We start from the raw sequence: 14,445 nt of genomic DNA, 5'->3' as shown, positions 1-14,445 counted from the left end.
TTATTATAAGAGCAGGAGAAAGGGTGAGGGTTTTGAATCAAACATTTTCTATTCGGACGGAAAAACATTCGGATATGCTCGATATTACCGCTCAATTGGAAAATTGGATTCGTGAAGCGAACATAGAAGATGGGATCTTAGTTGTGCAGTCGATGCATACAACGGCAGGGATTACGGTTAATGAAAATGCAGATCCTGATGTAAAAACAGATATGTTAATGCGATTGGACGAGATTTACCCATGGGAACATCGGAAGGACAAACATTTTGAAGGGAATACTGCAGCTCACTTAAAGACAAGTACCATGGGGCATGCACAAACATTAATTATTCGAGATGGGAAGCTTGTACTTGGAACGTGGCAAGGCGTTTATTTCTGTGAATTTGATGGCCCACGTCATCGGAATTTCCATGCGAAAATCATTCAAGCTTAACATCACGAGGACGATCGGACGATTTCCGTGCAAAACAATTTATTACCAATAAAAAGCTTGTAGCTAAACGTTTTTCTACAAGCTTAGGGGGAGAACCTGATATCGGTTCTCCCTATTTATTAGGAGATCGAGACAAACAATTTAGATAAAATAATAAACGGAAATCTCAAACAAGGTACGCTATGTCCAGCCCTTCTGATTAATCGCCAGATACTGGAACTACTTTGCCGCCTTCAACTGCACCATATTGCGTATTAATCTCAAACCCACCATTTTCATCTATCTTTTCAATCTCATACACTTTCTTTTCTTCTGGTAATGATTCTAGACCATCTTGAATATGTTCTCTAATCACAGTTGCATCTTCTACATTACCAGCTGCTTTCATTGCTTCTACAAAGATATACATGGATAAATAGTGGAAGCCTGCCTCTGAACCAGGATCTTTGTTATATTTTTCCTGATACTTTTTCACGAATTCCTCTGTTCCTGGATAATTGGCGTTGATCAATGGAATCGTGCCAATCGAACCTTCTAATGGTTCGTATGAGCCAGTGACATTTTTCATTTCATCTAGCTTTGCCTGATCCATTACAATAAAACCACCTTCGAACCCTAAATCTCTTGCTTGTTGAGCCACTTTTGCTGTAGGTTCAGAAGGGCCCCCAATAAATAAAACATCCGGATTTGATTCAAGTGCATTCGTTAAGAAAGTAAAGAAATCCGTGTCTTTCGAGAAATCAATCGCGGATTCATGCACCACTTCGCCACCTGCTTTTTCCCAATATGGTTTAATTGCTTCTGCCCAGTCCTTCCCATATTGTGTGACTGGTGGTAGTGCAGCTAATTTGTTACCGAAGTTCTCCATAGCATAATTAGTAAATGGCTCTAAGTAACCATCATAACTTGGGGGAATGCGTACCGTTAACTCATTCCCTGCTTCGGTAATCGCTGGTTCACTCGAATATGCGCCAATCAGAAAGTTCTCTTGTTCATTAAATACTTGTAATGCAGCGATTCCCCCACTGTGTGGTGTGAACACAACTGGTGTATCATCCTCTTGAACGAGTCGACGTGCATTTGCAGCAGTCTCATTTGGTAAGTACTTGTCATCATAAGCAATTAAATTTAGCTTATACGTTTTTCCATCTACTTCAAATCCTTGTTCGTTAATTTCTTCCACAGCCATTTCTAGGCCATTTAATGTATTTTCCCCGTAATAAGCAGCTGCCCCACTTAATGGCCCGCTATAACCAATATTCACAACGTTCTCTCCACCAGTTGCTTCTTCTTTATCATTACTGGTTTTTCCTGCTGAATCAATACATGCTGATAGAAATACAATGATAAAACCAACCAATAGCATTCTTATAATTTTACCTTTCATTTGATTCCCTCCTTTTTTCAATTAACTACTAAGCTCCTACATATGCCTTCCTTACTTCCTCATTGGCCAGCAATTCTTCTGCACTCCCTTGGACAACAACCTTACCGCTTTCATAAACATACCCCTTATCCGCGATGCTTAGAGCTGCATTTGCATTTTGCTCAGCTAGTAGAATCGTTGTCCCCTCCTGATTGATTTGTTGAATGCTTTTAAACATTTGCTCTACGATTAAAGGAGCTAAGCCAATAGAAGGTTCATCTAACAGCATAAATTCTGGTTTGGCCATTAGTGCTCTGCCAATTGCCAGCATTTGCTGTTGGCCGCCACTAAGTGAACCGGCAGGATTACTTCGCTTTTCATAAAGAATAGGAAATAACTCAAACACCTCTTGAAGGGTTGCTCTTAATCTACTTTTCTTGCCTCTATGAACGTATCCTCCTAACATAAGATTTTCTTGTACGGTCATTTGTTGAAATAGCTTTCGATCCTCCGCACACTGGACAATCCCCATCTTTACTATTTTGTCTGGTGACTTTCCAGCTATTGACTGACCATTTAACATGATATGCCCGGAAACAGGCTTATTTAAGCCACTAATTGTTTGGAAGGTAGTACTCTTTCCTGCCCCATTTGCACCAAGTAAAACAACAATTTCACCATGGTCTACTTCCAGATTCACTCGATGTAACGCCTCAAAGTTTCCATACTTAACGGTAAGATTTACTAATTTAAGCACTCGCTTCCCCTCCCAAATAGGCACGGATAACTTCTTCATTTTTATTGATCTCTTCAGGTGCCCCTTCAGCAATTTTTTCTCCATAATTGAGTACCATGATTTTGTCTGCCATCTGCATAATCATTTTCATTTTGTGTTCAATTAAGCAAATCGTAATGCCCATTTGTGCCAATTCAGTAATTAATCCTGCTAATCCATTAGTTTCATCTGGATTAATCCCAGCAGTAGGCTCGTCGAGGAAAAGCACTTCTGGATCGGTTGCTAAAGCTAAGGCAATGGCAACTCGCTTTTTTTCCTCTTGGGAGATATTCGTTACTATTTTTGTAGCCACATGGGTTAACCCTGTTGCTTGCAAAACTTCCCATGCTTTTTCTTTGCATTGTTCTTCTTCTTGTTTGCAACGTTTCGTTCGTAAAATTGCATCCAACAAATTTGTTTTTGTTCGCAGTCTGTGGCCCACAATGACATTATCAAATACCGTTGCACGTTCAAATAAATTCGTTGTTTGAAACGTTCTTGCTATGCCAAGTTCTGCTATTTTATTTGAGGATAAATGGGAAATCTCTTGGTCTTTAAAGAACACTTCTCCAGAACTCGGACGATGCAGACCAGTGATGAGATTAAAAAATGTAGATTTGCCTGCCCCGTTAGGCCCGATAATGGCATTGATCTTCCCTTTTTCAATAGCAAAATCGACCTCTTTGACTGCAGTTAGACCTCCAAATTCTTTGGATAACTCCCTTGTTTCAAAATACATGATGCATTCCCTCCTACGCTTGTTTTTTCATTGTGGTCATGTTTATTCGCTGCTTTTCCTTTCGTCGTGCCCTCCATTGTAAAAACGTACCGGAAATTCCTCCAGGAGCAAAGATAATGATTAACGTAAGCAGCGGACCAAAAATCAACATACGATAATCCTGCAGAAATTGTAAATTCTGAGATAACCAAACAATTAATAATGTTCCTATCAACGGACCGGATAATGTCCCAATTCCGCCGACAATCATATAGGTTAATAAATCAAAAGTGATGGTTGTATAGGCGATTTCCGGTCCGATAAATCGAATAAAACTTGCATAGAGCGCTCCCGCTAGTCCTGCATAAAAAGTAGACAATACAAACGAAGTGAGTTTGTTTCGCATTGGTGATATACCAAGTGATTGTGCTAAAGGCTCACTGTTTCGAATAGCTGTAAAGGATCTTCCTGTAAGGGAATGGACGATTCGGTATACGGTAAAAATGACAAGAAGTAGAATGGTGAAAACAAAATAGTATTGGGAAAGTGGTGTAGAAAGAGAAATAAAACCGATATCAGCTGGAGCAGGTATGCCTATTAACCCCCGAACTCCTCCAGTTAACGAGTCCCATTTATCAATGATTAAATAGATAATGTAGCCAACACATAAGGTGTAAATTGCGAAGAAATGTTCTTTGGTGCGAAGTGCGATAAGTCCAATCATTACACCAATAATGCATGTAATGATGGGTGAAAGCATAAATGCCAACCAATAATTCAATTCGACTTTTACAGTAAGTAATCCAAGTGAATATGCTCCTATAGCAAAGAAGCCTGCATGTGCTAAGGAAAGATAGCCAGTATATCCAGAAAGTAGATTTAAACCATAAACGGCAATTGTCCAAATAAAAGCTAATGTCAAAATATGAATATAGTATTGGTTCGGTACGATTAAAGGAAAGATAATAGCAAGCAAGATCAAGACAAATAAGAGCCCTTTCTTATTGACCACTGCCATTTATACGCCCCCTTTCGCAAAAATACCTTGTGGTTTGATGGAGAGAATAACGATTAATAAGACAAAGGCAATAATATCTTTGTAGTCACTAGAGATATAAGTCGCTCCTATACTTTCACTGAAACCTAAAATATAACCGCCTAAGATGGCGCCAGGAATACTGCCCATACCACCAATGATGATAATGACAAAGGCTTTTAAAATAACTAAATGCCCCATCCCAGGAAATACGAGGTTAATTGGGGAAGTAAGTGAGGCACCGATTGCCGCTAGTGTCCCAGCTATAAAAAAAGTTATAACTGCTACTTTGTTGGTGTTAATTCCCACTAACGAAGCTCCTTCACGATTTTGAGCCATTGCCAGTATTGAAGCTCCCATAAATGTTTTCTTTAAAAACAGATAAAGTAAAATCATAACCGCAATTGCGGCTACGACGATAATTAACCGCTGAACAGTCAATGTTACATCAGCAAATTGAATAACTTGCCCGTATGGCGTGGGCATTTGCCGATAATCAGCACCCCAAATTAACTGGGCAAGTGCTTCCAGAAAAAGCAGCATTCCGATTGCAGCAACTTTATGCTGAATGGGGGTGGACTTTCGTAATGGATGAAAGACAAGTCGATCCATAAGTACACTCAGTATTCCAATTGTTATAATGGAAATGAGGATGGATATCCAATAATTCACCCCTAAATAAACCATCATCGTTAACGTGACGTACCCACCGAGCATGTAAAGCGCACCATGAGCAAAGTTTGGTATGTGTAAAATGCCATAAACCAGAGTTAATCCCAGAGCTACCAAACTATAGACACTTCCAATTGTTAATCCATTAAACAGCTGCTGAATAAATATATCCATGCCAACTCCCCTTACTTCTAAATTTTCCATACTAGTTTGTGGCCTGACAAACTCCTGTCATTTTTATTAAGCGTTTATAGTAGTTACAATGTAGAACCCCTCCTATTTTTGAATCGATTACTTTGGCATTCCTTGCGAATAAGATGTTAAGTTCTGCCTTAGCTGATCTGGAATTTCGATTGTTTTTTGCTCAGCATAATTAAAGCACACGGTTATTGCTGTAGCCTTTGCAATATCTATTCCTGTTGCCTTATCGGTTAGCCTATGTCCAATAGTAAAGCTTTTCCCTCCTACATTCGTGACGTATGTATACAGCTTTAACTCCTGCCCAGCATATGCTTGGGAAATATAATCACACGAAATGGATGCCAAAATAAAATTCAAGGCATCGCTTCTTTTAGGACAAACAATTTCAAAAAACTTCGTTCGAGCCTCTTCAAAATAGAAAAAGTAGCTAACATTATTGACATGACCAGCTGCATCAGTCTCACTAAAACGAACATAAATATCTATCTCATGTAGATAATCCAACTAAAACACTCCTCGCTCCAACTTTTTTGAATCCGCTTACATTTAAAAGGATCCTATACCGCTTCATAGTTTTCAGCACTTCGTTAACATACTAACTACTCGGTATGTTCTGAATATTTAATATTATTATAGCAAAATCTGTTCGCTTTTCAATGTATTTTTGAAACTTTTATTTGACGGGAACTTCTTATAGTTAACAAGATCTCTAATTTAACATCACCAGAAATGAAGGATGAACATTAAATTTACATATTTTCTTATTCAATGAAAAGAAAGGCAATAACAAAAACCTAACTCCCTCAGTGATTAGGGGCAAAAAAACACTAAAGACTCAGTAATGACCTGAGTTTTTTGTATGATTTTTAGGGTATTTACATGAACTAATTTTCCTATTTAACTTAATATTGTAAATATATTGAATCATTACTAATGTAGTGATATTATTACAATTATTGGAGGAGGGTCGGTGATTACTTATCTACACTAAAAAACCCTTTGAAAACATATCAGAGAGTTGACAAGCTATTTGTAACACAAAAAGCATAGGGAGGAATATAATAATGAAAAAGTTATTGGTAATGTTGGTTACTGCATTAATTTTCTTCTCAGTATTTAGTACAAATATGTTTGCAGCAGAGAAAAGTGGCGTGGGTCAACTTAAGCAGGAGTTTGAGTCGCAACTATTACAACAAATTAGTGATACAAGTGGTGTTGAGCGTGAAACACTGCAAGAACAATACGATAAGTATGTGAAGTTAGATGAAAGTGAACAAAATAAATTTGTTTCTTATATAAGTGACGAAGAATTGATGTCAGAAGTGATGAAAGAATATAAATCTCCAGGGAGTAGTAATTTAGATGTTGCTACGAAAGAAGAACAAATAAATGGAGAAACCGTTAATACAAGTAGCGTTAACAATGATATTGCTATTGTAGAGAACCTGTCCGATAAACCGGTTGCAGAAAAAGAACCAATAGCAACCATAAACGAGCACCGTTCTGCTTGGTACAAAAAATATGTCACATTGTTTGGCATAAAGGTACTTGAAAATACTTCCACTTTAGATTACACTAGAACTGGATATGGTGGCAGAATCACTGGGATATTAGGATCTGATCATCGAGTAACAAGAAACTTTACAGTTAATCGCATTTCCTATTCGGGGAAAGTGGATAGATATGGAAGTACCTATGCTTATTCAAATTCAAACACAACTGTAGCAATAATTTGGAAGGGTGTTTGGACTTATGATGATGGCAAATGCCAAATAAGAGTTGATAATAGAAGTAATGTCACAGGGTACTTTAGATAATTAAATAAGACGGAGGAGGAGTGTTTTGGAAAATAAGAGAAGCAGATTGCCCAAAATAATAACTGTTTTGGTTATAGGTTTAATTGCAGTTTTAGCTGTATGGGTTATTTTCTCTATATCAACAGGAAGCTTATTATTTTCATAATACTCTCATCCTCATCAAAAAACCAATGGTAAAAAATATCCATTGGTTTTTTGATTGCTCAAATAATGAGTAGTTTGTATTAAAAAGTACGTTCAAATATTTCTACCCTAACTACAATATCCAATACAAGAAGATGAATAAGCTAAAATACAGTATATTTCTTAACCTTAATTTGTTTAAAAATTTAAAGTTCCTATAGTTACTATTATTATGAAACTTAATTGAGATTTCCATTAAGAAAGTTACAAATACTTGTAAAAACAGAAGTTTGTGTATGCGATGGGGGAAAAGTTTCGTCAGACCTGGATACCTTCTCTATCGACTTTACGTGAGTCTCTCCCGATTTCGGGCGGTGTTCTCCCGACTTAAGGCTCTCCTGACTTTAGCCACGACCCTTCTCCCTTTAAACAAGTCTTCCCACTTTCACCCGCTATATCCCAATAGCGTCGATATATGCTGGGCTGTTTTCCGAATTTCTTCGATGATTACTTCCTCTTTGTCTTTCGAGTAATCGGTTATTGGAATACTAATCCCAAGCGCGGCCAGGGTGGTGCCGTTATAATTTTTAATCGGAAAGGAAAAACCTACCGTATCTTTAAAATGCTCCGCTTTACTGACGGAATATCCACGCTCTCGAATCTTGGCTATTTCTTCTAGCAATGCTTCTTTGCTCGTTATCGTATTTTCAGTAATTGCTTGTATTTCCAGTTGTTCTAAATAGTTGTTTAATACTGCATCATCCATGCTGGCTAATAACATCTTCGGACCCGATCCAGCATAAAGCGGAGATCTTTTTCCTACTTTAATGACAAGGCGTACCGGTTTACTGCTATCTAATTTCTCGACGTAGACTGCCTCATTTCCTTCGATCGCAACCATATGAATCAATTCGTTTAATTTCTCATTTAATTGCTTCATATATGGCAGGGCGATCTTCCGATATTCCAGTTGTTCACTTACGCGGTTACCTAATTCCAATAGCTTTAGCCCCATGCGATACTTCACATCATGACTGGATCGTTTGACCCTTACTAATAACCCTGCTTCTTCTAAAGATAGAACTAACCGAAATACAGTTGTCTTTGGTAATTGGGACATCTCCACCAATTCAATTAAACTTAATTCTGATTTGGAATGAAAACAATCTAATAATCCAACTGCCTTCAATAAACTTTGACTCATACTACGTAACCCCCTATAGAAAATAAGCTCTATAGTGTTATCTTAAATCATTCTAACGTTAAAAAATAGTTTAATAGAGCTGGCATTTGTGCCACCTCTATCTTAGTGAAGGTATTCAATCACCGTTGATATTCCTTGACCACCACCAATGCAGAGTGTAGCAAGACCATATCGTTCACCAGTTCGCTCCATTTCATGAAGGAGTTTTGTCATGATCACTGCTCCTGTTGCTCCAATAGGATGGCCTAATGCAATTGCTCCTCCATTGACATTGACCCGCTCCATTGGCATATCTGCCTCCCTTATTACAGCAATCGATTGGGCAGCAAACGCTTCGTTTAGTTCAATTAATCCGATATCCTTCATTTGTAATCCTGCTTGCTTTAACGCTTTAGCTGTTGATTCCACTGGTCCAATCCCCATTATATCAGGTGATACACCACTCACTGCCTGTGCGAGAATTCTTGCCTTCGGTTTCAGCCCATGAACATCCATTGTCCGTTTATTCATCATTAATAGGGCTGCTGCTCCGTCATTTCTTCCACTTGCATTACCAGGCGTTACAGTTCCTCCTTCTTTAAATACCGCTGGAAGTGTGGCTAGCTTTTCTTTTGATGAAAGCCTTGGATGCTCATCTCTGTCAAATACTAATTTTCTCTTTCGTTCCTTCACTTCATATGGAACGACTTGTTGTTGGAAGCGTCCCTCTTTGATAGCGCGATCCGCTAGCTCCTGACTTCGATGAGCAAATTCATCCTGCTCCTCTCGTGAAATCCGATATTTTTCTGCTAGATTTTCTGCAGTCATTCCCATTGTCAAATCACCATATTCTTCAATAGGCTGAGAACCTGGCTGACTTTCGGTATTTGGATCCAATAAAAGCCCTCTCCCAGCTCGATAGCCATATCGCGCATGTCTAAGATAAAATGGTGCTGTACTCATACTTTCTGCCCCTCCAGCAATTACGGCATTTGCAAGTCCTAGCTTTAATTGCATATCTGCATTATTAATCGCTTGCAGACCAGAGCCACATTGACGATGCACCGTATAACCAGTCGTAGATACGGATAAATCCGCGCGTAACAAGGCCACACGTGCAAGGTTCGATTGATCTGCACTCTGTTTCGCCTGCCCAAGAATGACTTCATCAACCTCTACATCAGAGCCATGTCTTGCCAGAACTTCACGGATTACTTGTTCAGCTAAGTAATCCGCTGTAATATGTTTTAATGTCCCACCCATTTTACCTACAGCTGTTCGTACGGAACCAACAATAAATGATTCTTCCATGCTATCCATCCTTCCTTTTCAACTCACGGATTAGTTCCCCAGCAATTATGTTTCGCTGAATTTCTGATGTTCCTTCATAAATTTTGGTAATTCGAGCATCACGATAATACCGTTCAATCGGATAATCTTTCATATAGCCGATTCCCCCGTGGATTTGTACTGCAAGATCTGCTACGTTGTTATACACTTCTGAACCATATAATTTTGCAATGGCAGCTTCTTTTACAACTCGTTGTTTTTGATCGGTCATCCAAGCAACCCGATAGGTTAACGAACGTAAGGTTTCAATTTGCATACTAATATCTGCTAACATATTTTGTATCGTTTGTACTTCAAGTATTGGTTTCCCAAATTGTTCTCGTTCCTGGGCATATGCCAAGCAATGATCGAGTAACTTTTCACAAGATCCTAAATTTCTAGCTGATAAGCCTGCTCGGCCATTAGCAAGTATTTTTAATGCATTAACATATCCCTGTCCTTTTTCTCCTAATACATTTTCGACTGGCACTTCCATATCTTCGAAGAACAATTCTGCAGAGTGCGACCCTCTTAGTCCCATCTTCTGCTCCACATTACCTAAAACAAACCCTGGAAAATCCTTTTCCACGATAAATGAAGTAATCCCCTTTGCACCCTTGGATGGGTCGGTTACGGCCATAACGGTGAACACATGACCATCAACGGCATTCGTAATATAATGCTTGGAACCATTTAGAATGTATTTATCTCCTTTTTTCACAGCAGTTGTTTTTAGATTAGCTGCATTTGAACCAGCACTTGGCTCTGTTAAAGCAAAGGCTCCAATCCACTCTCCAGTCGCCATTTTGGGTAAATATTTTTGTTTTTGTTCTTCTGTTCCCAGTTCGACGATCCCAACACTACCTATTCCTGTATGGGCTCCAATTAATGTGGTAAACCCATTATGAGTTTTTCCTAATTCTTCATAAATGGCACATTTTCCAACCATATCTAATCCTAATCCGCCATATTCCTCAGGAATACTTAAGCTAAATAACCCCATCTCCTTTGACTGATCGATAACTTTTTGGGGGATTTGATCCTTCTCTTCTATTTGCATCGCTAATGGCTCTACTTCATCTCGAACAAATTTCCTTACCGTTTCTCTTAAAAACGCGAGATCTTCAGATAAACGAAAATCCATGATAAAACCCCTTTACTTAGTTGTTTTGAAATGTTGGAGTTCTTTTCTCCATAAATGCGCTTGTACCTTCTTGTTTATCTTCTGTTTCAAAGGCTACTGCCTGTGAGAGTTTCTCCATCCATAAAGCTGTCGATTGATCGACGTCATAGCCTTTATGGACTGCCATTTTTGCTAGTTGTATAGCGATTGGTCCCCTATTTAAAAGGCGAGATGCGACCGTATTTGCCTTTTCTAACAAATCTTTATTCGTAGCTACTAAATAGGTAACCAAGCCAATGTCCATTGCTTCTATTCCACTAATCTTCTTTCCTGTTAGAATCATGTCCAATGCTCTACCCTTCCCAATGATTCTAGCTAGACGCTGTGTACCACCTGCACCAGGAATGATACCTAGATTTAATTCAGGTAAGCCAAACGTTGCTTGTTCTGTAGCAATTCGGATATCACAGGCCATTGCAAGTTCACATCCTCCACCTAAGGCATATCCATCCACAGCTGCAATCGTTGCTTTTTTACTGCTTTCAATTTTGTCATATAGCGCCTGCATTCCTGGGCTAAGCGCATCCAAACTTGTTTTTTTAGATAATTGTTTGATGTCTGCGCCTGCCGCAAAAGCTTTCTCACTTACACTATGAATAATAATCACACGCACCTCAGGTATTGATTCTGCTTCATTTATAGCCGCTTCTATCTCTGAAAGCATCTCTGTATTCAGTGCATTACGTGAGTCTGGACGATGAAGCATTAACCAATAAACGCCATGGTCTACCGAGATTTGAATATTTTTAAAGCTCATCATTATTCTCCCTTCCTTTAGCGATAATCGTAAAATCCAATCCCACTTTTTTTGCCCAGCCTTCCTGCCTTTACATATTTAGTAAGCAGCGGAGAAGGCCGGTATTTTTCCCCTAGTGTTTGATAAAGGTATTCCATATTCCGAAGCCGCGAATCTAAACCTACTAAATCAGCCAATTCCAGTGGACCCATTGGATGATTCAGACCAAGCTTCATTGCTTTATCAATATCTGCTGCACTAGCAACACCTTCCATCAGCATATTCATTGCTTCATTACCAATCAGGCAGTTCATTCGCGACGTTACAAACCCAGGTAATTCATTCACCTCAACTGCTTCTTTTCCTAAACTAAGCGAAACCTCTTTAATCACATCCACGGTTTCATCCGATGTTTCTAATCCTCTAACGACTTCAATTAATTTCATTTTGTGAACTGGATTAAAAAAGTGCATCGCTACGACTTTTTCTGGCCGATTTGTTTGAGCAGCAATTTCTGTTGGACTCATTGTCGAAGTATTTGTCGCCAAAATCGTGCTTCGTTTGCAATAATGATCCAGTTTTTTAAATATATCGATCTTTAATTCAATTTTTTCCAGCACTGCTTCTACTACTAGATTTACGTGTTTAACAGCTGACTCTAAATCAGATTCATAGATCATATTCATCTTTGCTTCGCTTATCGTTTCCTCATTGATAAAGCCATTGTTATAGCTGCGGTCAAGCAATTGTTCAATATCCGTCTTTGCAGCTTGCAAAATTTGGTCATTCACATCATTCAGCATCACCGTATAGCCTGATACCGCAAATGCGTATGCGATTCCTTTTCCCATGATACCTGCCCCAACTACTGCCACTTGCTTCATACTCACATCTCCTTTAATTGACTAGGTTGTTCCACCTGTGCATCTTTACGTACACTTTTTTGCAAAAGGTATACGAATAATAATGTAATTACACCGACGATATCTGTGTATATCCCAGGAAAAATCATGAGTAACGAACCAGCAAATAAAATTACACGTTCATACCAATATGCATGTCTAAGCAGCCACCCTTCTGCACCACTAGCAATTCCTATAACCCCAATGACAGCGGTTGCAATAGATAGAATGATCTGCGATATCCCGCCGATTAACAGTAACTGCTCTCCATATACAAACAGATACGGTACAATATAAGCCGCAATTCCTAATCTCATAGCTGTTAGTCCTGTCTTCATTGGCTCTGAACCCGAGATACCCGCAGCTGCAAACGCTGCCAGCGCAACAGGTGGAGTGATTGCAGATAACGCGGCAAAGTAAAAAACAAATAAATGAGCGGCAATTGGAGCTACTCCTAGCTCTACTAATGCTGGGATTGTCAAGGGAACTTGAACAATATAGGCAGCTACAGTTGGAAGACCCATTCCCAATATAATACTTGTGATCATCGTAAATACCAATGCTAAAATGAGAACACCGCCGGAAAGGTCGATGATAATACTACTAAATTTAAGACCAATCCCTGTGAGGCTGATTATTCCAATGATTAATCCTGCAGAAGCACAAGCGATTACTGTTTCTAAGGAGGCTTTTGCTCCTAGATCCAATGCTTTCACAATTTGTTTGATTGACAACCTGCTTGCTGTTCGAATCGCCGCAACGAGGATCGTTGCAATAATTGCATACAATCCTGCCTTCATTGGAGAACTTCCTCCAATTAATAAAACAACGATAACTACTAAAGGAATTAAGAAATGGAAACCTCTTTTAAAAATACCCCAGGTTTTCGGTAGACGACCATCTTGTATCCCATGTAACCCATTCCTTTTTGCCCGTAGGTCTACCTGAATAAATAAAGAAAGATAATACAAAACTGCTGGGATAATGGCTGCAACCGCCAACTCCATGTAGGGAATTCCTAAGTAAGCAGCGATAATAAATGCCGATGCCCCCATAATGGGTGGCATGATTTGCCCTCCCGTTGAAGATACAGCTTCAACGGCACCAGCGAATTGTTTCTTATAACCGGTTTTCTTCATTAACGGGATGGTAAATGCTCCTGTTGTTGCTGTATTAGCTACCGCGCTTCCAGATATTGTACCAAGTATCGAACTAGCTACAATAGCCGTTTTGGCTGGCCCACCTCGGTATTTTCCCATACCAGCTACTGATAAATTAATAAAGAAATTTCCTGCTCCTGATACTTCCAAGAACTTACCAAATAGAATAAATAAAAAGATAAACGTTGCTGAAACCCCCAGTGGAGTACCAAACACACCTGACACTGTATAAAAAAGATGATCAATAATCCACATTGGAGTAAATTCACGATGCCCCAATTCTCCTGTAATCAAATGTCCCCAAAAACCGTATACGAGACAAACAAGGATTAGAATGACAAGTGTATTTCCAATTACTCTTCTAGTAGCTTCAATAAGCGATAGGCATGCAATAAAACCAAGAGCCATTTCTAATGGCGTTAGTTGCTCAATATAACTCATACGAGACTGTATCTCTTGTGCATGCATTACAAAGTAAGAATAGGATACAATGGACAGTGCAATAAATATCCATTCAAACCACGGTATCGATTGATTTTTGGCTGCTTTTCTACTTGGCTTATAGATGGCAAATACAAGTATTAACGCAAACCCTAAGTGTGCAGCGCGCTGCAAGATCGATTCAAATACCCCAAACAGACCTGTGTAAAGATGAAACAGGGACATTGTAATAGCAGCAATGGAGATAATCATGCTAGAATACCCCTTCAATAAACGCACTTTTTCATTCTGAATTGCCTCTTCCTCTTGATCTCCCTGTATAGGTACATCCGATTTGTTTTGTCCTGCCATATTCAAACCTCCTTTTTG

General features: G+C 39.0%; 14 protein-coding genes. 2 read left to right on the top strand and 12 right to left on the bottom strand.

Translation table 11 applies throughout. The features are described from left to right. Positions 1-32: 32 nt before the first annotated feature. Complete coding sequence (locus BN990_RS03695; protein ID WP_031335137.1) at positions 33-434, top strand: secondary thiamine-phosphate synthase enzyme YjbQ; 402 nt, start codon at positions 33-35, stop codon at positions 432-434. A 199-nt stretch (positions 435-633) separates the two neighbouring features. Here the strand turns inward: BN990_RS03695 and BN990_RS03690 are convergent, their stop codons facing one another. The 6 genes from BN990_RS03690 to BN990_RS03665 all read right to left on the bottom strand — a co-directional run bounded on the left by BN990_RS03690 (position 634) and on the right by BN990_RS03665 (position 5,706). Next, on the bottom strand, positions 634-1,821 hold the full coding sequence (locus BN990_RS03690; RefSeq protein WP_021289618.1) for an ABC transporter substrate-binding protein: 1,188 nt from the start codon (positions 1,819-1,821) through the stop codon (positions 634-636). Between the two features lie 28 nt (positions 1,822-1,849). Further along, positions 1,850-2,557, bottom strand: coding sequence for an ABC transporter ATP-binding protein (locus BN990_RS03685; RefSeq protein ID WP_021289619.1), 708 nt, complete (start codon positions 2,555-2,557; stop codon positions 1,850-1,852). After that, positions 2,550-3,314, bottom strand: a complete 765-nt coding sequence (locus BN990_RS03680; RefSeq protein WP_021289620.1) for an ABC transporter ATP-binding protein — start codon at positions 3,312-3,314, stop codon at positions 2,550-2,552. The genes BN990_RS03685 and BN990_RS03680 overlap by 8 nt, the downstream gene beginning before the upstream one ends. A 13-nt stretch (positions 3,315-3,327) precedes the next feature. Continuing rightward, complete coding sequence (locus tag BN990_RS03675; RefSeq protein WP_021289621.1) at positions 3,328-4,311, bottom strand: branched-chain amino acid ABC transporter permease; 984 nt, start codon at positions 4,309-4,311, stop codon at positions 3,328-3,330. Beyond that, the gene (locus BN990_RS03670) at positions 4,312-5,175 is read right to left on the bottom strand and encodes a branched-chain amino acid ABC transporter permease (RefSeq protein WP_021289622.1); all 864 of its coding nucleotides are present in this window, start codon (positions 5,173-5,175) and stop codon (positions 4,312-4,314) included. 117 nt (positions 5,176-5,292) lie between these two features. After that, a complete protein-coding gene (locus BN990_RS03665; RefSeq protein WP_038242480.1) occupies positions 5,293-5,706 on the bottom strand; it encodes an acyl-CoA thioesterase in 414 nt (137 codons plus the stop codon). A gap of 560 nt (positions 5,707-6,266) precedes the next feature. On the opposite strand from BN990_RS03665, the gene BN990_RS03660 reads away from it, so the two are divergent. Next, complete coding sequence (locus BN990_RS03660; RefSeq protein WP_038242478.1) at positions 6,267-7,019, top strand: hypothetical protein; 753 nt, start codon at positions 6,267-6,269, stop codon at positions 7,017-7,019. A 568-nt stretch (positions 7,020-7,587) separates the two neighbouring features. Here BN990_RS03660 and BN990_RS03655 read toward each other — a convergent pair. The 6 genes from BN990_RS03655 to BN990_RS03630 form a co-directional block, all read right to left on the bottom strand. Continuing rightward, the gene (locus tag BN990_RS03655) at positions 7,588-8,346 is read right to left on the bottom strand and encodes an IclR family transcriptional regulator (RefSeq protein WP_038242475.1); all 759 of its coding nucleotides are present in this window, start codon (positions 8,344-8,346) and stop codon (positions 7,588-7,590) included. A 102-nt stretch (positions 8,347-8,448) separates the two neighbouring features. Continuing rightward, positions 8,449-9,636, bottom strand: coding sequence for a thiolase family protein (locus tag BN990_RS03650; RefSeq protein ID WP_021289631.1), 1,188 nt, complete (start codon positions 9,634-9,636; stop codon positions 8,449-8,451). Between the two features lies 1 nt (position 9,637). Continuing rightward, complete coding sequence (locus tag BN990_RS03645; RefSeq protein WP_021289632.1) at positions 9,638-10,798, bottom strand: acyl-CoA dehydrogenase family protein; 1,161 nt, start codon at positions 10,796-10,798, stop codon at positions 9,638-9,640. 16 nt (positions 10,799-10,814) lie between these two features. After that, positions 10,815-11,594: an enoyl-CoA hydratase/isomerase family protein gene (locus tag BN990_RS03640; protein WP_038244823.1), complete on the bottom strand. Its 780-nt coding sequence runs from the start codon at positions 11,592-11,594 to the stop codon at positions 10,815-10,817. 17 nt (positions 11,595-11,611) lie between these two features. Further along, positions 11,612-12,457, bottom strand: coding sequence for a 3-hydroxyacyl-CoA dehydrogenase NAD-binding domain-containing protein (locus BN990_RS03635; RefSeq protein WP_021289634.1), 846 nt, complete (start codon positions 12,455-12,457; stop codon positions 11,612-11,614). A gap of 2 nt (positions 12,458-12,459) precedes the next feature. Next, positions 12,460-14,427, bottom strand: a complete 1,968-nt coding sequence (locus BN990_RS03630; RefSeq protein ID WP_051739008.1) for a TRAP transporter permease — start codon at positions 14,425-14,427, stop codon at positions 12,460-12,462. Between the last annotated feature and the right edge of the window lie 18 nt (positions 14,428-14,445).

It is taken from the genome of Virgibacillus salexigens (assembly GCF_000723585.1).
Classification (GTDB): domain Bacteria; phylum Bacillota; class Bacilli; order Bacillales; family Amphibacillaceae; genus Virgibacillus; species Virgibacillus salexigens.
Note: the sequence above shows the minus strand (reverse complement) of the source record. Positions and strands in the feature narration are given on the sequence as shown.

Excerpts from the sequence above, each read along its gene's own strand:
- BN990_RS03690 (WP_021289618.1), bottom strand. The coding sequence starts at position 1,821 with ATGAAAGGTAAAATTATAAGAATGCTATTGGTTGGTTTTATCATTGTA.
- BN990_RS03680 (WP_021289620.1), bottom strand. The coding sequence starts at position 3,314 with ATGTATTTTGAAACAAGGGAGTTATCCAAAGAATTTGGAGGTCTAACT.
- BN990_RS03675 (WP_021289621.1), bottom strand. The coding sequence starts at position 4,311 with ATGGCAGTGGTCAATAAGAAAGGGCTCTTATTTGTCTTGATCTTGCTT.
- BN990_RS03670 (WP_021289622.1), bottom strand. The coding sequence starts at position 5,175 with ATGGATATATTTATTCAGCAGCTGTTTAATGGATTAACAATTGGAAGT.
- BN990_RS03660 (WP_038242478.1), top strand. The coding sequence starts at position 6,267 with ATGAAAAAGTTATTGGTAATGTTGGTTACTGCATTAATTTTCTTCTCA.
- BN990_RS03655 (WP_038242475.1), bottom strand. The coding sequence starts at position 8,346 with ATGAGTCAAAGTTTATTGAAGGCAGTTGGATTATTAGATTGTTTTCAT.
- BN990_RS03650 (WP_021289631.1), bottom strand. The coding sequence starts at position 9,636 with ATGGAAGAATCATTTATTGTTGGTTCCGTACGAACAGCTGTAGGTAAA.
- BN990_RS03645 (WP_021289632.1), bottom strand. The coding sequence starts at position 10,798 with ATGGATTTTCGTTTATCTGAAGATCTCGCGTTTTTAAGAGAAACGGTA.
- BN990_RS03640 (WP_038244823.1), bottom strand. The coding sequence starts at position 11,594 with ATGAGCTTTAAAAATATTCAAATCTCGGTAGACCATGGCGTTTATTGG.
- BN990_RS03635 (WP_021289634.1), bottom strand. The coding sequence starts at position 12,457 with ATGAAGCAAGTGGCAGTAGTTGGGGCAGGTATCATGGGAAAAGGAATC.
- BN990_RS03630 (WP_051739008.1), bottom strand. The coding sequence starts at position 14,427 with ATGGCAGGACAAAACAAATCGGATGTACCTATACAGGGAGATCAAGAG.